The 24,400-nt window shown below is 65.8% G+C and carries 16 protein-coding genes; 12 read left to right on the top strand and 4 right to left on the bottom strand.

Annotated features, from left to right (window positions below; genetic code table 11):
• The first annotated feature begins 392 nt into the window (after positions 1–392).
• The 9 genes from WS64_RS05800 (at position 393) to truB (ending at position 12,532) form a co-directional block, all read left to right on the top strand.
• A complete protein-coding gene (locus tag WS64_RS05800) occupies positions 393–1,295 on the top strand; it encodes a LysR family transcriptional regulator (protein ID WP_060318259.1) in 903 nt (300 codons plus the stop codon).
• A 75-nt stretch (positions 1,296–1,370) separates the two neighbouring features.
• Positions 1,371–2,573, top strand: a complete 1,203-nt coding sequence (locus WS64_RS05805) for a pyridoxal phosphate-dependent aminotransferase (RefSeq protein WP_060965969.1) — start codon at positions 1,371–1,373, stop codon at positions 2,571–2,573.
• A 272-nt stretch (positions 2,574–2,845) separates the two neighbouring features.
• The gene (scpB, locus tag WS64_RS05810) at positions 2,846–3,880 is read left to right on the top strand and encodes an SMC-Scp complex subunit ScpB (RefSeq protein ID WP_060965970.1); all 1,035 of its coding nucleotides are present in this window, start codon (positions 2,846–2,848) and stop codon (positions 3,878–3,880) included.
• 60 nt (positions 3,881–3,940) lie between these two features.
• The gene (gene rluB, locus WS64_RS05815; protein ID WP_059638808.1) at positions 3,941–5,677 is read left to right on the top strand and encodes a 23S rRNA pseudouridine(2605) synthase RluB; all 1,737 of its coding nucleotides are present in this window, start codon (positions 3,941–3,943) and stop codon (positions 5,675–5,677) included.
• Between the two features lie 452 nt (positions 5,678–6,129).
• Positions 6,130–6,588 (top strand): ribosome maturation factor RimP, encoded by a 459-nt coding sequence (rimP, locus tag WS64_RS05820; protein WP_059575772.1) that lies wholly within the window; start codon positions 6,130–6,132, stop codon positions 6,586–6,588.
• Positions 6,588–8,063 (top strand): transcription termination factor NusA, encoded by a 1,476-nt coding sequence (nusA, locus tag WS64_RS05825; protein WP_059499058.1) that lies wholly within the window; start codon positions 6,588–6,590, stop codon positions 8,061–8,063. Before rimP ends, nusA begins: the two co-directional genes overlap by 1 nt.
• 91 nt (positions 8,064–8,154) lie before the next feature.
• Positions 8,155–11,073: a translation initiation factor IF-2 gene (infB, locus tag WS64_RS05830; protein WP_060965971.1), complete on the top strand. Its 2,919-nt coding sequence runs from the start codon at positions 8,155–8,157 to the stop codon at positions 11,071–11,073.
• Between the two features lie 114 nt (positions 11,074–11,187).
• Positions 11,188–11,586: a 30S ribosome-binding factor RbfA gene (rbfA, locus tag WS64_RS05835; protein WP_006495346.1), complete on the top strand. Its 399-nt coding sequence runs from the start codon at positions 11,188–11,190 to the stop codon at positions 11,584–11,586.
• Between the two features lie 13 nt (positions 11,587–11,599).
• A complete protein-coding gene (gene truB, locus WS64_RS05840; protein ID WP_059638807.1) occupies positions 11,600–12,532 on the top strand; it encodes a tRNA pseudouridine(55) synthase TruB in 933 nt (310 codons plus the stop codon).
• A gap of 107 nt (positions 12,533–12,639) precedes the next feature.
• Here truB and WS64_RS05845 read toward each other — a convergent pair whose 3' ends face one another.
• The 4 genes from WS64_RS05845 to WS64_RS05860 form a co-directional block, all read right to left on the bottom strand.
• The gene (locus WS64_RS05845; RefSeq protein WP_059638806.1) at positions 12,640–14,199 is read right to left on the bottom strand and encodes a DHA2 family efflux MFS transporter permease subunit; all 1,560 of its coding nucleotides are present in this window, start codon (positions 14,197–14,199) and stop codon (positions 12,640–12,642) included.
• A 28-nt stretch (positions 14,200–14,227) separates the two neighbouring features.
• Complete coding sequence (locus WS64_RS05850; RefSeq protein WP_059575761.1) at positions 14,228–15,442, bottom strand: HlyD family secretion protein; 1,215 nt, start codon at positions 15,440–15,442, stop codon at positions 14,228–14,230.
• 52 nt (positions 15,443–15,494) lie between these two features.
• A complete protein-coding gene (locus WS64_RS05855) occupies positions 15,495–16,991 on the bottom strand; it encodes an efflux transporter outer membrane subunit (protein ID WP_060965972.1) in 1,497 nt (498 codons plus the stop codon).
• Between the two features lie 87 nt (positions 16,992–17,078).
• The gene (locus WS64_RS05860; RefSeq protein ID WP_059575757.1) at positions 17,079–17,570 is read right to left on the bottom strand and encodes a MarR family winged helix-turn-helix transcriptional regulator; all 492 of its coding nucleotides are present in this window, start codon (positions 17,568–17,570) and stop codon (positions 17,079–17,081) included.
• 329 nt (positions 17,571–17,899) lie between these two features.
• Between WS64_RS05860 and typA the strand changes: the two genes are divergently transcribed.
• The 3 genes from typA to odhB all read left to right on the top strand — a co-directional run bounded on the left by typA (position 17,900) and on the right by odhB (position 24,320).
• The gene (typA, locus tag WS64_RS05865; RefSeq protein WP_060965973.1) at positions 17,900–19,726 is read left to right on the top strand and encodes a translational GTPase TypA; all 1,827 of its coding nucleotides are present in this window, start codon (positions 17,900–17,902) and stop codon (positions 19,724–19,726) included.
• A gap of 316 nt (positions 19,727–20,042) precedes the next feature.
• Positions 20,043–22,907 carry a 2-oxoglutarate dehydrogenase E1 component gene (locus WS64_RS05870; protein WP_059575755.1) on the top strand — a complete coding sequence of 955 codons (2,865 nt, stop codon included), beginning with the start codon at positions 20,043–20,045 and terminating at the stop codon, positions 22,905–22,907.
• A 135-nt stretch (positions 22,908–23,042) separates the two neighbouring features.
• A complete protein-coding gene (gene odhB / locus WS64_RS05875) occupies positions 23,043–24,320 on the top strand; it encodes a 2-oxoglutarate dehydrogenase complex dihydrolipoyllysine-residue succinyltransferase (RefSeq protein WP_060965974.1) in 1,278 nt (425 codons plus the stop codon).
• Positions 24,321–24,400 lie beyond the last annotated feature (80 nt).

A 24,400-nucleotide genomic window follows, 5' to 3' on the forward strand; every position in this document is an offset into this window, starting at 1 on the left:
CCCTGCGCCGCGCACTCTTCAAGCACTCGATCGTCGAGTGCCGGGTGGGGGCGTCCGGTTGGCCGGCAGCGGTGTTTCTGCTCTTCCGTCCGACGAAACCTGCACCCTGTGCGCAAGGTAATGCACGAAGCGTGCCATGTCGGAGGTGAATCCCTCGAGAGCCGCTTGGCAGCGAGCTAACGGCTAAGTCAGCTAGGGGCGTATAAGACGCCAAAATAACCCGTGAGCAAATCGGGACAATCACCAATCTTGTGCAATTCGCCCATGTCACGTGCGTTTGCGAACGTATTGCACCGCAGCGAAACATGGGCGAGGGACGCCGGATTCGTCACCGAAGCCGATTTCGCGCATTAAAATCGCGCATCGATATCGACGATTGATGAGGTCAGGGGATGAACGTTACGCTGCGCCAGCTTCGCGTGTTCATCGAAGTCGCGCGGCTCAAGAGCTTCAGCCGGGCGGGTGACGAGATCGGGCTCACGCAGTCCGCAGTCAGCCGCTGCGTGCGCGAGCTCGAGGCCGAACTCGGGCTGAAGCTGATCGACCGCACGACGCGGGACGTGCAACTGACCGACGTCGGGGCGAACCTGATCGCGAGCGTGTCGCGCCTGCTTGACGATCTCGACGATACGCTGCGCGAGATCCGCGAGATCGGCGAGCAGCGCCGCGGGCGCGTGATCGTCGCGGCAAGCCCGACGATCGCATGCAGGCTGATGCCGCGCGTGGTGGCGTCGTGCGAGCGGCAGTTCCCGTTCGTGACGCTCGGCCTGCGCGACGACGTACAGAGCGACGTGTTGCGCAAGGTGAAGTCGAGCGAAGTCGATTTCGGCGTCGTGATCGGGCCGCTGACGGTCGCCGATCTCGTCTGCGAACCGTTGATGACCGATTCGTTCTGCCTTGTCGCGCGCGCCGACCATCCGCTCGCGGCGCGGTCCGAGGTGCCGTGGGCGGCGCTGGACGGCGAGCGCCTCGTGCTGCTCGACCATGCGTCGGGCAGCCGGCCGCTGATCGATGCGGCGCTGGCCACGCATCGCGTCAACGCGACGGTCATGCAGGAACTCGGGCATTCGGCAACCGTGTTCGGGCTGGTCGAGGCCGGTGTCGGCGTGAGCGTGCAGCCATGGCTGTCGCTGCCGCTGCCCGCCGGCTCGACGCTCGTCGCGCGGCCGCTCACGCCGCGCACCGAACGCACCGTCGAGCTCGTGCGCCGCCGCGACCGATCGTTGTCGCCCGCCGCGCAGGCGATCTGGGAGCTCGTGCGGCAGATGCCGGCGCGGGCCGAGGACCTCGATTGATGCGCATCGGCGTGAGCCGGCCCGGCTTGCCGGCCGGTACACTACGTGGATCGTGTTCGTTGGCGGTGGTTCTCGATGACGCATTCCGCAGGTTTTTTCCCGGTGAACGATGAGCCTGCGGCGCGCGCCGCGGTGCACGCGCTGCGCCCGTCGCTGATCCGCGAAGTCGCGAACGCCGGCTTCGGCGTGCCGGACGTGCTGCCGTTCTGGTTCGGCGAATCCGATCGCGTGACGCCGGATTTCATCCGTGACGCCGCAGCGGCGGCGCTGCGCGAGGGTGCGACCTTCTACACGCACAATCTCGGCACGGCGCCGCTGCGCGACGCGATCGCGGCCTACGTCAGCGCGCGTCACGGCGCGACGGCGGCCGGCACGGTCGCCGTGACGAGCTCGGGTGTGAATGCGCTGATGCTGGCTGCTCAGATGCTCGTCGGGCCGGGCGAGCGTGTCGTCGCGGTCACGCCGTTGTGGCCGAATCTCGTCGAGATTCCGAAGATTCTCGGCGCGCGGGTCGACTGCGTGCCGCTCGATTACGGCGACGCGGGCTGGCAGCTCGACGTCGGCCGGTTGCTCGCGGCGCTGACGCCCGATACGCGGATGCTGTTGATCAATTCGCCGAACAACCCGACCGGCTGGACGATGTCGCGCGACGATCAGCAGGCCGTGCTTGCCCATTGCCGTCGTCACGGCATCTGGCTGGTCGCCGACGAGGTGTACGAGCGGCTTGCATTCGGCGAGGGCGGTGCGCCGTCGTTCCTCGATATCGCGTCGCGCGACGAGCGCGTCGTGGTCGTGAATTCCTTCTCGAAGGCATGGGCGATGACGGGCTGGCGGCTCGGATGGCTGGTTGCGCCGACGTCGGTGATGGGCGAGCTGTCGAAGCTCGTCGAATACAACACGTCGTGTGCGCCGGGTTTCGTGCAGGCCGCGGCCGTGGTCGCGTTGCGCGACGGCGAGCCGTTCGTGCGGTCGTTCGTCTCGGCACTGCGCGACGCGCGCGACCATCTGGTCGCCGCGCTGCGGACGCTGCCGGGCGTCGAGGTGCCGCCGCCATCGGGCGCGATGTACCTGTTCCTGCGGCTGCCGGGCGCGGCCGACAGCCTGGCGTTCTGCACGACGCTGGTGCGCGAGGCAGGCCTCGGCCTTGCGCCCGGGCGCGCGTTCGGCCCCGAGGGGGAAGGGTTCGTGCGCTGGTGCTATGCATGCGATCCGGCGCGACTCGACGCGGGCGTGGAGCGGCTGCGCCGGTTCCTCGCGCGCGGCGCCGGCGCCCGCTGAAGCGGGGCCGGAGCGGGCATGCGGCCCGGGCGGCGGCCTGTTCCGCTCATCTTTACGCACCGGGCAATTTTGCGTAATATGGCGTTCAGTCACGCGGTTCCGTCGTTGAGCCGTGCTGTTCCGTCCGGTTTGGGCCTGGCCTGAAGTTGGTTCGCCGCCCCCGGTTCGTGCTCCCATCAATATGACCGATCAGAATCGGGCGAGCGCGTCTTCCGTTCCTTTCGTCTGTTTGTTGATCCGGTTCGTTTGACCACAGGGTCTGGCCTAGCTGCATGAATACCCAAGAGGCGAAGATCGTCCTCGAGACTGCTTTGATCTGTGCGCAGGAGCCGCTGAAGCTCGGCGATTTGCGCAAGCTCTTTGCCGACGGCGTGTCGGCTGACACGGTCCGCACGTTGCTCGAAGATCTGAAACAGGATTGGTCCGGTCGCGGTGTCGAACTGGTGGCGCTGGCGACCGGGTGGCGCTTTCAGAGCAAGCCGGCGATGCGTCATTATCTCGATCGCCTGCATCCCGAGAAGCCGCCGAAATATTCGCGCGCGGTACTCGAAACGCTCGCGATCATCGCGTACCGGCAGCCCGTCACGCGCGGCGACATCGAAGAGATTCGCGGCGTCACGGTCAATACGCAGGTGGTCAAGCAACTCGAGGATCGCGGCTGGATCGAGGTGATCGGTCATCGCGACGTGCCCGGGCGTCCGGCGCTGTATGCGACGACCAAGCAATTCCTCGACGATCTCGGCCTGAAGGCGCTCGACGACCTGCCGGCGCTCGAAGAGCCGGCCGCGAACATCGAGGCCGCGCTGCTCGCGCAGCAGGCCATGGATTTCGACGGCGACGTGCCGGTGACCGACGAGGCTGCGGCCGAGGTGCCGCAGGCGCAGGCTGACGTGCCCGCCGGCGAGTCGGCCGAGGTGCCGGGCGATGCCGCGGCAGACGTCGCGTCGACGCAGGAATTCCCGAGTCGCGATACGCTCGATGCTGATCGCGGGCACGCGGAACAGACGGAACAGGTCGGCGCCGAAGCAGTGTCGACCGATGTGCAGCCCGAGCCGCAGCGTGCGGATTCGAGCGAGGAAGATCGCAAGCCGGCCGCCGAAGCGGCTGCCGGAGACGGAGCGGAAGCGGCCGGCGACATGCCCGGCGAGGCCGATCGGGCCGACGCCCCCCGCTCCCGTCCTGCGGACGACGAGACGCTGGACGACACGTCCGACAGTCTCGCGGATGCCGTACGAAGCGCCAGTGCGCCCATCGGCGCCGACGCGCTGCCGGACGACGAAGCAGAACCCGAACAGCGTCGCGCCTGATCGCGGCCAACTTCTTGCCGCGCCCGCGCCGGGCGCGAGACCTGACATTTTGAGGTTGTTTTGACAGATATCCACGATATTGAATCGTCCGCGCCTGCCGTGCAGGCAGCGCGTGCCGACGATGCGCCGGAGCAGGATGCTTCGGCCGCGGGTGGCGACGAGCGTCCCCGCCGCGGTCTGCGGCGCGGTCCGCGCAGCCTGATCGCGCGGCGTCGCGCGGCGGCCAAGTCGAAGGGCGCCGAAGGCGAGCAGCAGGGTGCCGAGGGCGCGGATGCGCAGCCGGTCGAGGCTGCCGATGCGCAGCCGGCGCGTGCGCCGCGCAAGGAAGGCGCGGCCAAGGGCGCTCGCAAGCCGGCCGGCAAGCGCGAAGGCGCGGCCAAGGGCGGCCAGGGCCGTCGCGGTGCATCGAAGGCAGAAGGTGGCTCGGCGAAACCCGTGGAAGGCGATGCGTCCCAGGACGAACTGTTCGCATACGTGACGTCGCCCGCCTTCGATGCGGACAACTCCGCGGGCGGTAGCGGCGTACGTGCGCCGATGCTGCGCCGCGGGCGCAACCAGCCGGCGAACAAGCGCGTGCTGTCGCCGGACGACGACGCGCCGAAGCTCCACAAGGTGCTGGCGGAAGCAGGCATGGGTTCGCGCCGCGAAATGGAAGAGCTGATCGTCGCCGGCCGCGTGTCGGTGAACGGCGAGCCCGCGCACATCGGCCAGCGGATCATGCCGACCGACCAGGTGCGGATCAACGGCAAGCCGGTCAAGCGCAAGCTGCCGAACAAGCCGCCGCGCGTGCTGCTGTATCACAAGCCGACCGGCGAAATCGTCAGCCACGCGGATCCGGAAGGCCGTCCGTCGGTGTTCGACCGCCTGCCGCCGATGAAGACGGCGAAATGGCTTGCGGTGGGCCGCCTCGACTTCAATACCGAAGGTCTGCTGATGCTGACGACTTCCGGCGACCTCGCGAACCGCTTCATGCATCCGCGTTACAGCGTCGAGCGTGAGTACGCGGTGCGCGTCGTCGGCGAGCTGTCCGAAGGCATGCGGCAGAAGTTGCTGCACGGCGTCGAGCTCGACGACGGTCCGGCGAATTTCCTGCGTATCCGCGATGGCGGCGGCGAAGGCACGAATCATTGGTATCACGTCGCGCTGGCCGAAGGCCGCAATCGCGAAGTGCGCCGGATGTTCGAGGCGGTCGGCCTGATGGTGAGCCGGCTGATCCGTACGCGTCACGGCCCGATTCCGCTGCCGCGCGGCTTGAAGCGTGGTCGTTGGGAGGAGCTCGACGACGCGCAGGTGCGCAAGCTGATGGCGACCGTCGGCCTGAAGGCGCCGTCCGAGGAGAAGGGCAAGCGCGGCGCTGCCGGTCCGGCCGAGCGTCGCCAGCCCGATCCGATGCAGACGTCGATGGGCTTCATCAGCCGCGAGCCGGTGCTGACGACGCACGGGCAACTCGACCAGCCGCGTCGCGGCGGTGGCCGGCGCGGCGGCCCGGGGTTGCCGGGTCTGAGCGGCTACGGCAGCCTGCCGGTTGCGCCGTCGGGCTACGGCAATCGCGCGGGCGGCGGCCGCGACGGCAACCGCATGGGGCGCGACGGCAACCGCGCCGGCGGCGGACGCGATGTCGACGGCAATCGCGCGTCGTATGGCGCAGGTCCCAAGCGCGATGGCGCGGGCGGCAAGCGCGGCGGCGGCAAGGGCGGCGGCAATCGCAATCCGGGCGGCAATCGTGCCGACGGCGCAGGCAACGGCGGCCCGCGCGGCGGCCAGCGTCCGCAGCGCAGCCGCACGCGCAGCCGTTAAGTCGCTGTCGATTGGCGTCGTACGGCGGCGTAAAGCCGCCGGCTCGTCGGTCTGGCCGGCATCCGGCCGGTTGTGTCGACGCGACGCATTGTATTGACGGGGTTCGGCTGCATCGATGTCGCGTGCCGCGACAACGGCGATCACCGGTACGGCAGGGTGATATCGGTCGATCGGGCAGCCCGATTTCGCATTTTCGGTCCGTAAAGGCAGCCGACGCGCTGCTTTTACCGGCTGGCTTGGCGTTTGCGCCAAAAATCGCTATAATCGCGGAGTCGCTGGGCGTACGGATTCAATGTGCGGCTCAGGTGCGACCACCAGTAAGAAGATGGGCGTTCCGCCCATTTTTTTTTGCTGAAACGGTTAGGCATCTCGGGTAGCGCTTCCTGCGCCGGCTAAGGCGCGCGCCCGCGGGTGAATCGCGAGCGGCGGGCGCGAACACCTGAGAGGACACTGTGCAACTGACGGAACTGATAGAAACCACGGTCACCGGGCTCGGCTACGAGCTGGTGGATCTCGAGCGCACCGGGCGCGGCATGCTTTGCATCTATATCGATCAGCCTGCCGGCATCTCGCTCGAAGATTGCGAAAAGGTCACACGTCAGCTCCAGCACGTCTTGACGGTCGAAAACATCGATTACGAACGGCTCGAAGTCTCGTCCCCGGGGCTCGACCGCCCGTTGAAGAAGCTGGCCGACTTCGAGCGCTTCGCCGGCAGCGAAGCTTCCGTGACCTTGAAAAAGCCGCTGGACGGGCGCAAGACGTACCGGGGCATTCTGCACGCGCCGAATGGCGAAACGATCGGTTTGGAATTTGAGGGGAAGAAGGGCGAGGCAGCCATGCTGGATTTCACGCTGGCCGATATCGACAAAGCCCGCCTGATTCCGCAAGTTGACTTTAGGAGCCGCAAATAATGAGTCGCGAAGTGTTGATGCTGGTGGATGCGCTGGCGCGCGAGAAAAACGTCGACAAGGATGTGGTGCTGGGCGCCCTCGAGGCCGCGCTCGCTTCCGCTTCCAAGAAGCTGTTCGACGAAGGCGCCGAAATCCGCGTCCATATCGATCGCGAAAGCGGCGAGCACGAAACCTTCCGTCGCTGGCTCGTCGTGCCCGACGAGGCAGGCTTGCAGGAGCCGGATCGAGAGATCCTGCTGTTCGAGGCACGTGAGCAGAATCCCGACGTCGAAGTCGGCGAGTATGTCGAGGAACCCGTTCCGTCCATCGAATTCGGTCGCATCGGTGCGCAGGCCGCGAAGCAGGTGATCCTGCAGAAGGTGCGCGACGCCGAGCGCGAGCAGATCCTGAACGACTACCTCGAGCGCGGCGAAAAGATCATGACCGGCACGGTGAAGCGCCTCGACAAGGGCAACTTCATCGTCGAATCGGGCCGTGTCGAGGCGCTGCTGCGCCGCGATCAGCTGATCCCGAAGGAAAACCTGCGCGTGGGCGACCGCGTGCGTGCGTATATCGCGAAGGTCGACCGCACCGCGCGCGGCCCGCAGATCGAACTGTCGCGCACGGCGCCCGAATTCCTGATGAAGCTGTTCGAGATGGAAGTGCCGGAAATCGAGCAGGGCCTGCTCGAGATCAAGGCGGCGGCCCGCGACCCGGGCGTGCGCGCGAAGATCGGCGTCATCGCCTACGACAAGCGGATCGATCCGATCGGCACCTGCGTCGGCATCCGCGGCTCTCGCGTGCAGGCCGTACGCAACGAGCTCGGTGGCGAAAACATCGACATCGTGCTATGGTCGGAGGATCCCGCCCAGTTCGTGATCGGCGCGCTCGCGCCGGCAGCCGTCCAGTCGATCGTCGTCGATGAAGAAAAGCATTCGATGGACGTCGTCGTCGACGAGAACGAACTGGCTGTCGCGATCGGCCGCAGCGGTCAGAACGTTCGCCTTGCCGGCGAACTGACCGGCTGGCAGATCAACATCATGACGCCGGACGAATCCGCCCTGAAGCAGGGCGAAGAACGCGACCGGCTGCGTGCACTGTTCATGGCGCGTCTCGACGTCGACGAAGAAGTTGCCGACATCCTGATCGACGAAGGCTTCACGAGCCTCGAAGAGATTGCCTACGTGCCGCTCAACGAAATGCTCGAAATCGAAGCGTTCGACGAGGACACCGTGCACGAACTGCGCAACCGCGCACGCGACGCGCTGTTGACGATGGCCATCGCGAACGAAGAAAAGGTCGAGAACGCGGCGCTGGATCTCAAGAGCCTCGACGGCATCACGCCGGAGTTGCTCGCGAAGCTGGCCGAACATGGCGTGCAGACGCGCGACGATCTCGCCGAGCTGGCTGTGGATGAACTGGTCGACATGACCGGGATGGAAGAGGATGCCGCTAAGGCGTTGATCATGAAAGCACGTGAACACTGGTTCCAGTGAGAAATGACCATGGCGCACTGATTTGATGGCGGCCGTATGGCCTGACCCGATGCTAACCGCAAGGAATCGGTCCTTGCACTAAGAGGAATGAATGGCGAGTAACAACGTAGCCCAATTTGCCGCGGAACTGAAAATGCCTGCTGGTGTGCTGCTCGAACAGCTGCAGGCAGCGGGCGTCCAGAAAGCGAGTGAAGACGATGCGCTGTCCGAAGCGGACAAGGCGCGTCTGCTCGATCATTTGCGCAAGTCGCATGGCGCAACCGACGGCGACAAGCGCAAGATCACGCTGACCCGCAAGCATACGTCGGAGATCAAGCAATCTGACGCGACGGGCAAGGCTCGCACCATTCAGGTCGAGGTTCGCAAGAAGCGTACGTTCGTCAAGCGCGACGACGTGGCCGACGGTGCGGAACAGGGTCAGGCGCAGGTTGCCGAAGCGGACGACGATGCGGAACTGAAGCGTCGCGAGGAAGAAGCGCGCCGCGAGGCCGAACTGCTCGAGAAGCAGGCGCAGGAGCTGCGCGAGCGTCAGGAACGCCTCGAACGCGAGGAAGCCGAGCGTCGCGCCCGCGAGGAAGCGGCCGAGGCCGAGCGCCGTCGCGCCGAGGAAGAAGCGGCGGCGAAGCGTGCCGCGGCGGAAGCCGCCGCGGCGCAGCAGGCGGCAGCCCGGCAGGCCGCCGCGGCCGAGCAGGAAACGGCGCCGACGCAGTCCGCGCAGGACGAAGCGCGTGCAGCCGCGGAACGTGCGGCGCAGCGCGAAGCGGCGAAGAAGGCCGAGGACGCTGCTCGCGAGGCAGCCGACAAGGCGCGCGCCGAGCAGGAAGAGATCAGCAAGCGCCGCGCGGCGGCCGAAGCCGAGGCACGCGCGATCCGCGAAATGATGAACACGCCGCGCAAGGCCGTGGTCAAGGCAGTCGAGCCGCCGAAGCCGGCGGAACCGGCGAAGCCGGCCGAAGCGAAGGGCACGCTGCACAAGCCGGCGAAGCCGGAAGGTGCGCAGGCGCGTCCGGCCGTGAAGAAGCCGGCCGGCGCCGCGGCACCGGCCGCGACGCAGGCGCCGGCAGGCGCGGGCGACCGCAACAAGAAGCCGGGCGCAGGCAAGGGCGGCTGGCAGGACGACGCAGCGAAGCGTCGCGGCATCAAGACGCGCGGCGATTCGAGCGGCGGCGTCGACCGCGGCTGGCGCGGCGGCCCGAAGGGTCGCGGCCGTCACCAGGACAGCGCATCGTCGTTCCAGGCGCCGACCGAACCGATCGTCCGTGAAGTGCACGTGCCGGAAACCGTGTCGGTTGCCGATCTCGCGCACAAGATGTCGATCAAGGCCTCCGAAGTCATCAAGGTGATGATGAAGATGGGCCAGATGGTCACGATCAACCAGGTGCTGGACCAGGAAACGGCGATGATCATCGTCGAGGAGCTGGGCCATCGCGCGCTCGCCGCGAAGCTGGACGATCCGGAAGCGCTGCTCGTCGAGGGCGAAACCGGTACCGATGCGGAGCAACTGCCGCGTCCGCCGGTCGTCACGGTGATGGGTCACGTCGACCACGGCAAGACCTCGCTGCTCGACCACATCCGCCGCGCAAAGGTTGCCGCGGGTGAAGCGGGCGGCATTACGCAGCACATCGGCGCTTACCACGTCGATACGCCGCGTGGCGTCATCACGTTCCTCGATACGCCGGGTCACGAAGCGTTCACGGCAATGCGTGCACGCGGCGCGAAGGCGACCGACATCGTGGTGCTGGTGGTGGCGGCCGACGACGGCGTGATGCCGCAGACGAAGGAAGCCATCGCCCACGCGAAGGCGGGTGGCGTGCCGATCGTCGTCGCGATCAACAAGATCGACAAGCCCGAAGCAAACCCCGATCGCGTCAAGCAGGAGCTGGTCGCGGAAGGCGTCGTGCCGGAAGAATACGGTGGCGATTCGCCGTTCGTGCCGGTGTCGGCCAAGACGGGCGCAGGTATCGACGATCTGCTCGAGAACGTGCTGCTGCAGGCCGAAGTGCTGGAACTGAAGGCACCGGTCGAAGCGCCGGCCAAGGGCATCGTGATCGAAGCGAAGCTCGACAAGGGTAAAGGTCCGGTCGCGACGATCCTCGTGCAGTCCGGTACGCTGAACCGCGGCGACATCGTGCTGGCGGGTACGGCCTACGGCCGCGTCCGTGCGATGCTCGACGAGAACGGCAAGCCGACGAAGGAAGCCGGCCCGTCGATCCCGGTCGAAATCCAGGGTCTGTCGGAAGTGCCGGGTGCGGGCGAGGAAGTGATCGTGCTGCCGGACGAGCGCAAGGCGCGTGAAATCGCGCTGTTCCGTCAGGGCAAGTTCCGCGACGTGAAGCTCGCGAAGCAGCAGGCCGCGAAGCTGGAAAGCATGCTCGAGCAGATGGGCGAAGGCGAAGTGCAGAACCTGCCGCTCATCATCAAGGCAGACGTGCAGGGTTCGCAGGAAGCGCTCGTGCAGTCGTTGCTCAAGCTGTCGACCGACGAAGTGCGCGTGCAGATCGTGCACAGCGCGGTCGGCGGCATCAGCGAAAACGACGTCAACCTCGCGACGGCATCGAAGGCGGTCATCATCGGCTTCAACACGCGTGCGGATGCACAGGCGCGCAAGCTGGCCGAGGCGAACGGCATCGATATCCGCTACTACAACATCATCTACGACGCAGTGGATGAGGTGAAGGCGGCGATGTCGGGCATGCTGGCGCCGGAGAAGCGCGAAGTGGTCACCGGCATGGTCGAGGTGCGCCAGGTCTTCAAGGTACCGAAGGTCGGCACGGTCGCAGGCTGTATGGTCACGGACGGTATCGTCAAGCGCTCGTCGTCGGTGCGCGTGCTGCGCAACAACGTCGTGATCTTCACGGGCGAACTCGAATCGCTGAAGCGCTTCAAGGACGATGTGAAGGAAGTGAAGCAAGGCTTCGAGTGCGGTATGTCGGTGAAGAACTTCAACGACATCATCGAAGGCGACCAGTTCGAAGTCTTCGAAGTGACCGAAGTCGCGCGTACGCTGTAATCGTCGCGTATCGGCTCATGGGCGGGGCAGGCTTGGGCCTGTCCCGCCCATTTTCATGGTGGCGTGCCGAAAATGGCCGCCGCTTCATCCTGATAAACGGATCACGGATCGATCATGTCCAGGAAACGTACTTCCCCCAATCGCAACGTTCAGATCGCCGATCAGATTCAGCGCGATCTGTCCGAACTCATCATGCGCGAGGTCAAAGATCCGCGCATCGGTATCGTGACCATCCAGAGCGTGGAACTCACGCCGGACTATGCGCACGCGAAGGTCTACTTCACGGCGCTCACCGGCGATCCGGACAAGACGCAGGAGGCGCTGAACCATGCGTCGGGCCACCTGCACAACCTGCTGTTCAAGCGCCTGCACATTCATACGGTGCCGACGCTGCATTTCCATTACGACCAGACGATCGAGAAGGCCGTCGAAATGTCGCGCCTGATCAAGGAAGCGAACTCGACGCGCGCGAAGGACGACGACGAGGCCGATGCGCCTGCCAAGGACGATTGAGCTCGACCGGCCTATGACGAATGCAGCACCCCAACGTCCGCGCGTGCCTCGGCGCGTGCTGGACGGCGTTCTCCTGCTCGACAAGCCGGTCGGCCTGTCGAGCAACGATGCGCTGATTCGCGCAAAGCGCCTGCTTCTCGCGAAGAAAGCCGGTCACACCGGCACGCTCGATCCGCTGGCGTCGGGCCTGCTGCCGCTGTGCTTCGGCGAGGCGACCAAGTTCTCGCAGGATTTGCTCGACGCCGACAAGACCTATGAAGCGACGATGCGTCTCGGCCAGCGCACGGCCACCGGCGACGCGGAAGGCGACGTGATCGACACGCGGCCCGTCGAATGCGATCGTGCGGCGGTGGAAGCGGCGCTCGTGCGCTTCACCGGCGACATCGTGCAGGTGCCGCCAATGTATTCGGCGCTCAAGCGCGACGGCAAGCCGCTGTACGAATATGCGCGGGCCGGCCAGACGGTCGAGCGGGAAGGCCGCAACGTGACGATCCACGCGCTCGAGCTGCTTGCCTGCGAGCTGCCCGACGTGACGTTTCGCGTGACCTGCAGCAAGGGCACGTATGTGCGCACGCTGGCGGAGGATATTGGCGAGGCGCTGGGTTGCGGCGCGCATCTGACGATGCTGCGTCGCACGGGCGTCGGCGCGTTGACGCTCGAGCATGCGGTGACGCTGGATGCGCTGTCGGACGCTGCCGAGGCGGCGCGCGATGCATGGCTGCAGCCGGTCGATGCGTTGCTGTCGACGTTCCCCGCCGTTCGGCTCGACGACGCGTGCGCGAAGCGGTTTCTGCACGGCCAGCGCCTGCCGCTGTCGGCATTGGAGCCGATCGGCGCGGCCGAGGGCGAGCGCGTGCGCGTGTACGACGCAACGCGGTTGCTCGGCGTGGCACGCAAGGCGAATGGTGTGCTCGCACCGGAACGGCTCGTCGTGACGGCTCAATGACGCAGCGGCGCGCATGACTGCACGCGGCGGAATAAGAAAAGCCCGGTCGAAATCGACCGGGCTTTTTGTTTCGCGTGACCGCGCAGTGATGCGCTGCCGGGTAGTGCTCAGTGTGCCGCCGACGCCGCCGCACCGGCATCGCCGCCGCCCGCGCGTTCGGGCTTGGTGATCCAGATCAGCGCGATCAGCAGCACGAAGATCACCGCCGAGATGTAGAACAGGTCGTTCACGCCGAGTTGCGCGGCCTGTTGCGTGGCCATGTTGTTGATGAGCCCGTGCGCCTGGTTCTGCGACAGCCCGAGATTGCCCATCTGCGTGACGGCCTGGTTGAACGTCGGGTTGTACGGGTTCGCCTGCTCGACCAGTTGCGCGTGATGGAAGTTGTTGCGGTGGTCCCACGCGGTCTGGAAGATCGACGTGCCGATGCCGCCGCACATGATTCGCACGAAGTTCGACAGGCCGGATGCCGCGGGAATGCGGTGGCCGGGCAGGCCGGACAACGTGATCGACACGAGCGGGATGAAGAAGCCCGCCATCGCGATACCCTGCACGAGCGTCGGCAGCGTCAGCGACCATTCGTCGACGCCGGTCGTGTAGCGCGAACGCATCCAGAAGCACAGCGCGAACGTCAGGAACGACGCCGTCGAGATGAAGCGTGGATCGGTGCGCGGCAGATACTTCCCGGTGAGTGGCGACAACAGGATGGCGAACAGCCCGACCGGCGCCATCACGAGGCCGGCGTCGGTCGCGGTATAGCCGATTTGGGTCTGCAGCCACAGCGGTAGCAGCACGAGATTGCCGAAGTACAGGCCGTACCCGATCGACAGCGCGACTGTCCCGCCGGTGAAGTTCCGGATGCGGAACAGCGACAGGTCGACGACCGGGTGCTCGGCGGTCAGCTCCCAGATCACGAAGAACGCGAACGCGATGACGGCGGTCAGCGCGAGCACGATGATGGTCGTCGACGCGAACCAGTCGAGATCCTTGCCCTTGTCGAGCATGATCTGCAGCGAGCCGACCCAGATGACCAGCAGCGCGAGGCCCACGCCGTCGATCGGCGCGCGACGCACGGCCGACTCCCGATTGCGATAGATCATCCACGTCGCGGCGGCGGCGGCGACGCCGACCGGGATGTTGACGTAGAAGATCCACGGCCACGAATAGTTGTCCGAGATCCAGCCGCCGAGAATGGGGCCCGCGACGGGTGCGATCAGCGTCGTCATCGCCCATAGCGCGAGCGCCATCGGCGCCTTTGCGCGCGGATAGCTCGACAGCAGCAGCGCCTGCGACAGCGGAATCATCGGGCCCGCGACCGCGCCCTGCAGCACGCGCGACCCGAGCAGGAACGGCAGGTTCGGCGACAGCCCGCACATCCACGACGAGATGACGAACAGGATGATCGACGCGAGGAACAGGCGCACTTGCCCGAAACGGTCGGTCAGCCAGCCGGTCAGCGGCACCGAAATCGCGTTCGCGACGGCGAACGACGTGATGACCCACGTACCCTGGTCGGACGACACGCCGAGGTCGCCCGAGATGGTCGGGATCGCGACGTTCGCGATGGACGTGTCGAGCACGTTCATGAACACCGCGAGCGACACCGCGATCGTGCCGAGTATGAGTTGCCCGCCCTGCAGGGGCGGGTAGGAGGCGGGAGCCTGTGCCATGTCGGTTGCCTTTCCGAAGTCGGAACGGTTACATCATTTTCGCGGCGGTGCTCTGCTTGGCCGCGACCGGCGCCGATGCATTGCCGCCTGCGTTCTCGGCGATGATGCGCGCGATTTCGGCGTCGGCTTCGTCGCCGTATTTCGCGAACACGTTGGTCTCGTAGACGGTGTTCGGCGCGTTGACGAGCTGGTCGCCGCGTTCGTCCTTGATGTTGACGTCGACCTGCATCGACAGGCCGATGCGCAGCGGATGCTTGTCGAGATCCTTCGGGTCGAGCTCGATCCGCACCGGCAGGCGCTGCACGACCTTGATCCAGTTGCCGGTCGCATTCTGCGCCGGCAGCAGCGAGAACGCCGAGCCCGTGCCGGCCGAGAAGCCGACGACCTTGCCGTGGTACGTGACCGACGAGCCGTAGATGTCGGCCGTCATTTCGACCGGCTGGCCGATGCGCATGTGCTTCAACTGGACTTCCTTGAAGTTCGCGTCGACCCACACGGCATTGAGCGGCACCACCGACATCAGCGGGTTGCCGGGCGACACGCGCTGGCCGACCTGCACCGAGCGCTTCGCGACATAGCCGGTGACCGGCGCCGGCAGCACGTTGCGCGCGTTCGCGAGGTAGGCGTCGCGCACCTTCGCGGCGGCGGCCATCACGTTCGGGTGCGATGCGATCGTCGTGTTCGCGGTCAATGCGCGATTCGAGGCGAGCTGCTGCTGCGCGGCGTCGACCGATGCCTGCGCGGCCTTCACGGCGTCGCGGGCATGCGAGATTTCTTCCTGCGACACGGCGCCCGTCTGCGCGACGGCCAGGCGGCGGCGCAGGTCGTCCTGGGCCTTCGACAGGTCGGACTGGCGCAGCGCGACTTGCGCGCGGTACTGATCGTCGTTGACGAACAGGCCGCGCACCTGGCGCACGGTCTGCGCGAGGTTGGCTTCCGCCTGCTGCAGCGCGACCTGCGAATCGGCCGGGTCGAGCACGACGAGCGGATCGCCGGCCTTGACCGTTTGCGTGTCGTCCGCCTTCACCGCGATCACGGTGCCGGTGACCTGCGGCGTGATCTGCACGACGTTGCCGTTCACGTATGCATCGTCGGTGTCTTCATGGAAGCGGGCGACGAGGAAGTAATAGAGGCCGTATGCGATGGCCGCGATCACGATGACCGCGACGAGCAGCGTCATCATTCGCTTGCGCTTGCCGTTATTCTGCGGCTGTGCGCTGGCGGCGTTTTGTTGGTCGCTCATGGCGATTTTCTCCGTCCGTTATTTCGAGTGTCTGCGTAGTGGTGGCGCCGGATCAGTTGGCGGCCTGTTTGGTCGGCGCGGCGGTATCGGGTGCGGCGAGCGGCGTGCCGGTCGCGTCGAACCCGCCGCCGAGCGCCTTGATCAGGGCGAGCTGCATGTCGCGCCGGCGCATCTTCAGGTTGGTCACCGTCTGCTCCGAGGCGAGGCGGTTGCTGTCCGCCGTCAGCACCTGCAGTTGCGGCGACAGGCCGGCCTTGTAGCGAATGACCGCGAGATCGTACGCGCGCGTCGACGCGTCGAGCGCACGTTGGGCGTCGCCCATCTGGCGATCGATCGCGCGGATCGACGCGACCTGCGTCGCGACGTCGTTCAGCGCGCTGATCAGCGTCTGGTTGTAGTTCGCGACCGACAGGTCGAAGTCGGCATAGCGGCCCTTGAGCTGGGCGCGCAGCGCGCCGGCATCGAAGATCGGCAGGTGGATCGCCGGCCCGAACTGCGCCTGGCGGCTCGCGAAATTCAGGAATTTGCCCCAGCCGAACGCATCGAAGCCGAAACCGGCCGCGAGGTTCACGTCGGGGAAGAACTCGGCCTTCGCCTCCTTCACGTCGTGCATCGCGGCTTCGACCTGCCAGCGCGCGGCGACGATGTCAGGGCGGCGCGACACGAGGTCGGCCGGCAGGTTGCCGGGCAGCGTGACGTCGCCGCTCGGGTTCATCACGGGCGCCGCGATCTGCAGCCCGCGATCCGGGCCCTTGCCGAGCAGCGCGGCGAGCTGGTAGCGCACCGTCGTGATCTGGCCGTCGAGGTCCGACAGCGAAGCCTGCGTCGTCGCGATGTTGCCGCGGGCCGTCTGGCGCTCGACGTTGGTGTCGAGGCCGGCCGATACGCGGCCGTCGGTGATCTTGCCGACCGTCTCGCGGTTGGTGATCTCGCGCTGCGCGATGTCGCGCAGCGCATAGAGCTGCGCGAGCGAGTTGTAGGTGCGCGCGACCGACGACGCGAGCGTGATGCGCGCCTGTTGCAGGTCGGCTTCGGCGGCCTTTTCCTGCGATACGGCCGTGTGCAGGCGTTCGCGGTTCTTGCCCCACAGGTCGAGTTCCCACGAGGCGCTCGCGAGCGCGTTGTTCTCGCTGTACCACTGGCCGCCGTACGGGGGCGGGAACAGCGCGTTCGACGAGTACAGTTCGCGCGTCCACGAATAGCTGGCTTCGGCCTTCGGCATCAGGTTCGAGCGCGACGACTCGATGTACGACGAGGCCTTCGCGATGCGCGCCTGCGCCTGCGCGATCGACGGGTTGCCCTGCAACGCTTCGTCGATCAGCTTCGGCAACTGCGGATCGCCGAACTGGCTGGCCCAGTCGAGCGCGGGCCACTGGCCGCCCTGGGCCGGCAGGCTCTGGGCGGATTCGAATTGCGACGCGGGGGCAATCTGCTTGTCGCTCTTGATGCCGATGTAATTCGCGCAGCCCGCGAGCGCCAGCGCGGCGACCGCGGCGGCGACGGCGGCGCGGCACGACCCGGCGCGCACGGACAACGGGGAGGATTTCATCGCGCTAACCCCTGACTCGGAATGAATGATGGACACTGCAAGGATTTCCTTACATTAATCTGTCAAAAGTAATTGTTATGGCAACTATTACGTGACGCTACCGCCGGCCGTCTCGCAATAGTTGCTGAGAATGCGGCGCAGCATGCTCTTCAGGAACCCGACTTCTTCCGGCGTAAACCCGTCCAGCACCTGGTCGAGCACGCTGCGGAAAATGGGTGGCAGCCGTTCGGCCAGTGCACGGCCTTCGTCGGTGAGCTCGAGGCGCACGACGCGACGATCCTCGATGCTGCGCACACGCGACAGCAGGCCGCGTTTCTCGACCCGGTCGAGCAGGCGCGTGACCGCGCTGGCGTCGATCCCGTATTCGCGCGCGAGTTCGGCGGCCGTCGAGCACTTGCCGACGGCGATCATGAACAGCATGCTCGCCTGCGTGCCGGTGATGCCGAGTTCTTCCTGCGTGCGCTGCGTGACGAGGTTGGTCATCACCGACTTCACGCGGGACATCAGATAACCGACGCTATCGTTCATCTGATACGTAGACAGCGGCGAAACGGGCGGTGGGGTAGAAGAATCCGACATAAAACCCTGAAGCTGCAATAGTTGACTAGGCAGCAGTATAGGCACAATTGCTTGCCGCGGCAAATGTTAATCGAACGGCAAAACGCGTGCTGTGTCCCGCGAGAGTCCCTTGTGCGGGTAAGGTTTCTTCGCCGCACGGTGCCGGTGCGCCGGACCTTTCAGCGGTTCGGGAGCGCCGCGCGGCGCAGCCGTTTTGCTGCGTTGCAACGGGCGGGTCGGCTCTCGACACGCGCACGTGCTATAATTTGAGGCTTTCCAAGCTGCAACGCGCGCGCCCGTGAAAAACACGAGCGCGCGCGTTTGCGCGTTCAAACGATTTCCAGGTTTCTATGACCCGCGCCCTTCGCAATATCGCCATCATCGCCCACGTCGACCACGGCAAGACCACGCTCGTCGACCAACTGCTCCGCCAGTCCGGCACCTTCCGCGAGAACCAGCAGATTGCGGAGCGGGTGATGGACTCGAACGACATCGAAAAAGAGCGCGGGATCACGATTCTCGCGAAGAACTGCGCGGTCGAGTACGAAGGCACGCACATCAACATCGTCGACACGCCGGGGCACGCGGACTTCGGCGGCGAAGTCGAGCGCGTGCTGTCGATGGTCGACTCGGTGCTGCTGCTCGTCGACGCGGTCGAAGGCCCGATGCCGCAGACGCGCTTCGTCACGAAGAAGGCGCTCGCGCTCGGCCTGAAGCCGATCGTCGTCATCAACAAGATCGATCGTCCGGGCGCGCGGATCGACTGGGTGATCAACCAGACCTTCGACCTGTTCGACAAGCTCGGCGCGACCGAAGAGCAGCTCGACTTCCCGATCGTCTACGCGTCGGGCCTGAACGGCTATGCGTCGCTCGATCCGGCCACGCGCGAAGGCGACATGCGCCCGCTGTTCGAGGCGATCCTCGCGCACGTGCCGGTTCGCCCGGCCGATCCGGAAGCCCCGCTGCAGCTCCAGATCACGTCGCTCGACTATTCGACGTACGTCGGCCGGATCGGCGTCGGCCGCATCACGCGCGGCCGCATCAAGCCGGGCCAGCCGGTCGTGATGCGTTTCGGCCCGGAGGGCGAAGTGCTGAACCGCAAGATCAACCAGGTGCTGTCGTTCAAGGGCCTGGAGCGCGTGCAGGTCGACTCGGCCGAAGCGGGCGACATCGTACTGATCAACGGCATTGAAGACGTCGGCATCGGCGCGACGATCTGCGCGGTCGACACGCCGGAGGCGCTGCCGATGATCACCGTCGACGAGCCGACGCTGACGATGAACTTCCTCGTCAACTCGTCGCCGCTCGCCGGCCGCGAAGGCAAGTTCGTGACGAGCCGCCAGATCCGCGACCGCCTGATGAAGGAGCTGAACCACAACGTCGCGCTGCGCGTGAAGGATACCGGCGACGAAACGGTGTTCGAAGTGTCGGGCCGTGGCGAGTTGCACCTGACGATTCTGGTCGAAAACATGCGTCGCGAAGGCTACGAGCTGGCCGTGTCGCGTCCGCGCGTGGTCATGCAGGAGATCGACGGCGTGCGTCACGAGCCGTACGAGCTGCTGACGGTCGACGTCGAAGACGAACACCAGGGCGGCGTGATGGAAGAGCTTGGCCGCCGCAAGGGCGAAATGCTCGACATGGCGTCGGACGGCCGCGGCCGTACGCGTCTGGAATACAGGATCTCGGCACGCGGCCTGATCGGCTTCCAGAGCGAATTCCTGACGCTCACGCGCGGCACGGGCCTGATGAGCCACATCTTCGACTCGTACGCGCCGGTCAAGGACGGCTCGGTGTTCGAGCGCCGCAACGGCGTGCTGATCTCGCAGGACGACGGCGCAGCGGTCGCCTACGCACTGTGGAAGCTGCAGGATCGCGGCCGCATGTTCGTGAAGCCGGGCGACGCGCTGTATGAGGGCATGATCATCGGCATCCACAGCCGCGACAACGACCTCGTCGTGAACCCGATCAAGGGCAAGCAGCTGACCAACGTGCGTGCGTCGGGTACCGACGAAGCCGTGCGTCTCGTGCCGCCGGTCCAGATGTCGCTGGAATACGCGGTCGAATTCATCGACGACGACGAACTCGTCGAAGTGACGCCGCAGTCGATCCGCCTGCGCAAGCGCTTCCTGAAGGAGCACGAGCGTCGCCGCGCGAGCCGCGAAGGCGCGGTCGACTGAGCATCGACCGTTCCCGAGCACGACGAAAAGGCTGCCTTCGGGCAGCCTTTTTCGCATCCGCGCATCGTGCAGCCGGGTTGCCTGCAAAACACTGTTCCCGCGGGCCGCCGCAATCCGGCAAAACCCCGTCGCGCGGTGCTTTCACGCACATTTCGCCGCGAACTCCGGTATCGGTTCTGTGATATGCTGCGCGCACGCAAGTTTTAGGTCCTTCCAAGCAAGACTTGATTCGCAATCCGCTAAACGGTCAGGCCGTGTCGCGGAAGGTTGAGTAACCCGCTATTTCTCGAGAAGCTCGAAGAAAGGTGAGCGTAAAATGTCAGATGTAATGAAGCAGTTTCAGCTGAACTCCTATCTGTTCGGCGGCAATGCTTCGTACGTTGAAGAACTGTACGATGCATACCTCAACAATCCGGCGTCGGTGCCGGAGAACTGGCGAGAGTATTTCGACGCGCTGCAGAACGTGCCTGCAACGGACGGCTCGAACGCCAATGACGTCGCTCACTTCCCGATCGTCGAATCGTTCGCCGAGCGTGCGAAGGCCAATGCCTTCATCCCGCGCGAAAGCACCAGCAACCTCGCGACCGCACGCAAGCAGGTGCACGTCCAGTCGCTGATCAGCGCCTACCGCTTCCTCGGCTCGCAATGGGCCAATCTCGATCCGCTGAAGCGCCGCGAACGTCCCGCCATCCCCGAGCTCGAACCGGCTTTCTACGACTTCTCCGAAGGCGATCTCGACCAGACGTACAGCGCAAGCAACCTGTACTTCGGTTTCGACCAGGCGTCGCTGCGCGACATCGTCAAGGGTCTGCGCGACACGTACTGCGGCACGATCGGCGCCGAGTACATGTACATCAGCGATCCGGAACAGAAGCGCTGGTGGCAGGAGCGCCTGGAGTCGACCCGCGCGACGCCGTCGTTCTCGGCCGACAAGAAGAAGCACATCCTGAATCGCCTGACGGCCGCCGAAGGCCTCGAGCGCTACCTGCACACCAAGTACGTCGGCCAGAAGCGCTTCTCGCTCGAAGGCGGCGAAAGCTTCATCGCGGCGATGGACGAAGTCGTCCAGCACGCGGGCAAGAGCGGCGTGCAGGAAATCATCATCGGCATGGCGCACCGCGGCCGTCTGAACGTGCTGGTCAACACGCTGGGCAAGATGCCGGCCGACCTGTTCGCCGAATTCGAAGGCAAGCACGTCGACGATCTGCCGGCCGGCGACGTGAAGTACCACAAGGGCTTCTCGTCGGACGTGTCGACGGAAGGCGGCCCGGTCCACCTGTCGCTCGCGTTCAACCCGTCGCACCTCGAAATCGTGAACCCGGTGGTCGAAGGTTCCGCGAAGGCGCGGATGGACCGCCGCGGCGACGAGGACGGCCTGCAAGTGCTGCCGGTGCAGATCCACGGTGACGCGGCCTTCGCCGGCCAGGGCGTCGTGATGGAAACGCTGAACCTCGCGCAGACGCGCGGTTACGGCACGCACGGCACGCTGCACATCGTCATCAACAACCAGATCGGCTTCACGACGTCCGACCCGCGCGACGCGCGCTCGACGCTGTACTGTACCGACGTCGTCAAGATGATCGAAGCGCCGGTGCTGCACGTGAACGGCGACGATCCGGAAGCCGTCGTGCTCGCGATCCAGATCGCGATTGACTACCGGATGCAGTTCCACAAGGATGTCGTGATCGACATCGTCTGCTTCCGCAAGCTGGGTCACAACGAGCAGGACACGCCGGCCGTCACGCAGCCGCTGATGTACAAGAAGATCGCGCAGCACCCGGGCACCCGTGCGCTGTACGCCGAGAAGCTCGTGCAGCAGGGCGTGATCACCGCCGAAGACGCCGACAACTACGTGAAGGCGTACCGCAAGGCGATGGACGACGGCCACCACACCGTCGACCCGGTCCTGTCGAACTACAAGAGCAAGTACGCGGTCGACTGGGTGCCGTTCCTGAACCGCAAGTGGACGGACGCGGCCGACACGGCCGTGCCGCTCGCCGAACTGAAGCGCCTGGGCGAACGCATCACGACGGTCCCGGAAAACTTCAAGGTTCACCCGCTCGTCGAGCGCGTGATCAACGACCGCCGCAACATGGCGCGCGGCGATCAGCCGCTCGACTGGGGCATGGCCGAACATCTCGCATTCGCGTCGCTCGTCGCATCGGGCTACTCGGTGCGCCTGACGGGCCAGGACTCGGGCCGCGGCACGTTCACGCACCGTCACGCGGTGCTGCACGACCAGAACCGCGAGCGCTGGAACGACGGCACGTACGTGCCGCTGCAGAACATCGCCGAAGGCCAGGCGAAGTTCACGGTGATCGACTCGGTGCTGTCGGAAGAAGCGGTGCTGGGCTTCGAATACGGTTACTCGACCGCCGAGCCGAACACGCTCGTGCTGTGGGAAGCGCAGTTCGGCGACTTCGTCAACGGCGCGCAGGTCGTGATCGACCAGTTCATCTCGTCGGGCGAAGTGAAGTGGGGCCGCGTGTCGGGTCTCACGATGCTGCTGCCGCACGGCTACGAAGGCCAGGGTCCGGAACACTCGTCCACGCGTATCGAGCGTTTCCTGCAGCTGTGTGCCGATCACAACATGCAGGTCGTCCAGCCGACGACGCCGGCGCAGATTTTCCATCTGCTGCGCCGCCAGATGATCCGCCTGTTCCGCAAGCCGCTGATCGTCGCGACGCCGAAGTCGCTGCTGCGCCACAAGGAAGCGGTGTCGGACCTGTCGGAACTCGCGAAGGGCTCGTTCCAGCCGGTGCTGGGCGAAATCGACGGCGGCATCGACGCGAAGAAGGTCAAGCGCGTGCTGGTGTGCTCGGGCCGCGTGTACTACGACCTCGTCGCGCACCGCCGCGAAGCGAAGGCGAACGACGTCGCGATCATCCGTATCGAGCAGCTGTATCCGTTCGCGCACAAGCAGTTCGAAGCCGAAATGAAGAAGTACGAGAACGCGACTGAAGTGGTCTGGGTGCAGGACGAGCCGCAGAACCAGGGCCCCTGGTTCTACGTCGAGCACCACCTGAAGGAAGGCATGAAGGAAGGGCAGAAGCTGGCGTACAGCGGCCGTCCGGCTTCGGCCTCGCCGGCGGTTGGCTACTACGCGAAGCACTACGAGCAGCAGAAGGCCCTGATCGAAGGTGCATTCGGCCGCCTGAAGAGCGCATCGATCGCGAAATAACCGACGTCAAGCGAAACGGGAAGGCGCACGGCGCTTTCCCGTTCCTTTTGGCCCGCCGGCGCGTGGCGCGCCGCACCGGCCGAAGGAATCGCACGAACCTCGTCATACCCCAGATTAAGCATCCAGGAAAATCACATGGCTATCGTAGAAGTCAAAGTCCCCCAGCTGTCGGAGTCGGTGTCGGAAGCCACCATGCTGCAGTGGAAGAAAAAGCCGGGCGAAGCAGTCGCGCAGGACGAAATCCTGATCGAACTCGAGACCGACAAGGTCGTCCTCGAAGTGCCGGCGCCGGCGGCGGGCGTGCTCGCGCAAGTGCTGCAGAACGACGGTGACACGGTGGTCGCCGATCAGGTGATCGCGACGATCGACACCGAAGCGAAGGCAGGTGCCGCCGAAGCCGCGGCAGGGGCCGCCGAAGTCAAGCCGGCTGCGGCGCCCGCCGCAGCCGCACCGGCTGCGCAACCGGCCGCCGCCACCGCATCGAGCTCGGCGGCCGCGTCGCCGGCCGCGGCCAAGCTGCTGGCCGAGAAGGGCCTGTCGACGGGCGACGTCGCGGGTTCGGGCCGCGACGGCCGCGTCACGAAGGGCGACGCGCTGGCGGCAGGCAGCGCACCGAAGGCTGCTCCGGCCGCCGCACCGGCGAAGACCGCCGTCGCGAAGCCGTCGCTGCCGGAAGTGAAGGTGCCGGCGTCGGCAGCGACCTGGCTGAACGACCGTCCGGAACAGCGCGTGCCGATGTCGCGCCTGCGTGCGCGTATCGCCGAGCGTCTGCTCGAGTCGCAGCAGACCAACGCGATCCTGACGACGTTCAACGAAGTGAACATGGCTCCGGTCATGGAGCTGCGTAACAAGTACAAGGACAAGTTCGAGAAGGAACATGGCGTGAAGCTCGGCTTCATGTCGTTCTTCGTGAAGGCGGCCGTCCATGCACTGAAGAAGTTCCCGCTGGTGAACGCGTCGATCGATGGCAACGACATCGTCTACCACGGCTACTTCGACATCGGTATCGCGGTCGGTTCGCCGCGCGGCCTGGTCGTGCCGATCCTGCGCAACGCGGATCAGCTGAGCCTCGCCGAGATCGAGAAGAAGATCGCCGAATTCGGCCAGAAGGCGAAGGACGGCAAGCTGTCGATCGAGGAAATGACGGGCGGTACGTTCTCGATCTCGAACGGCGGTGTGTTCGGCTCGATGCTGTCGACCCCGATCATCAACCCGCCGCAGTCGGCCATCCTCGGCGTGCACGCGACGAAGGAGCGCCCGGTCGTCGAAAACGGCCAGATCGTGATCCGCCCGATCAACTACCTCGCGCTGTCGTACGACCACCGCATCATCGACGGCCGCGAAGCCGTGCTGTCGCTCGTCGCGATGAAGGACGCGCTGGAAGATCCGGCACGCCTGCTGCTCGACCTGTAAGCCGAGTCTCACTGCATCGACCCGTTCTGCACGTTCGCGCCCACGCGCGAACGTGCAGGCGTACAAGTAGAAAGGATTGT

The organism is Burkholderia anthina (assembly GCF_001547525.1).
Classification (GTDB): domain Bacteria; phylum Pseudomonadota; class Gammaproteobacteria; order Burkholderiales; family Burkholderiaceae; genus Burkholderia; species Burkholderia semiarida.

Coding starts and splice junctions, on each gene's coding strand:
- WS64_RS05800 (WP_060318259.1), top strand. CDS start 393: ATGAACGTTACGCTGCGCCAGCTTCGCGTGTTCATCGAAGTCGCGCGG.
- WS64_RS05855 (WP_060965972.1), bottom strand. CDS start 16,991: ATGAAATCCTCCCCGTTGTCCGTGCGCGCCGGGTCGTGCCGCGCCGCC.
- WS64_RS05870 (WP_059575755.1), top strand. CDS start 20,043: ATGTCAGATGTAATGAAGCAGTTTCAGCTGAACTCCTATCTGTTCGGC.
- scpB (WP_060965970.1), top strand. CDS start 2,846: ATGAATACCCAAGAGGCGAAGATCGTCCTCGAGACTGCTTTGATCTGT.
- rbfA (WP_006495346.1), top strand. CDS start 11,188: ATGTCCAGGAAACGTACTTCCCCCAATCGCAACGTTCAGATCGCCGAT.
- WS64_RS05845 (WP_059638806.1), bottom strand. CDS start 14,199: ATGGCACAGGCTCCCGCCTCCTACCCGCCCCTGCAGGGCGGGCAACTC.
- infB (WP_060965971.1), top strand. CDS start 8,155: ATGGCGAGTAACAACGTAGCCCAATTTGCCGCGGAACTGAAAATGCCT.
- WS64_RS05805 (WP_060965969.1), top strand. CDS start 1,371: ATGACGCATTCCGCAGGTTTTTTCCCGGTGAACGATGAGCCTGCGGCG.
- typA (WP_060965973.1), top strand. CDS start 17,900: ATGACCCGCGCCCTTCGCAATATCGCCATCATCGCCCACGTCGACCAC.
- WS64_RS05860 (WP_059575757.1), bottom strand. CDS start 17,570: ATGTCGGATTCTTCTACCCCACCGCCCGTTTCGCCGCTGTCTACGTAT.
- WS64_RS05850 (WP_059575761.1), bottom strand. CDS start 15,442: ATGAGCGACCAACAAAACGCCGCCAGCGCACAGCCGCAGAATAACGGC.
- odhB (WP_060965974.1), top strand. CDS start 23,043: ATGGCTATCGTAGAAGTCAAAGTCCCCCAGCTGTCGGAGTCGGTGTCG.
- nusA (WP_059499058.1), top strand. CDS start 6,588: ATGAGTCGCGAAGTGTTGATGCTGGTGGATGCGCTGGCGCGCGAGAAA.
- truB (WP_059638807.1), top strand. CDS start 11,600: ATGACGAATGCAGCACCCCAACGTCCGCGCGTGCCTCGGCGCGTGCTG.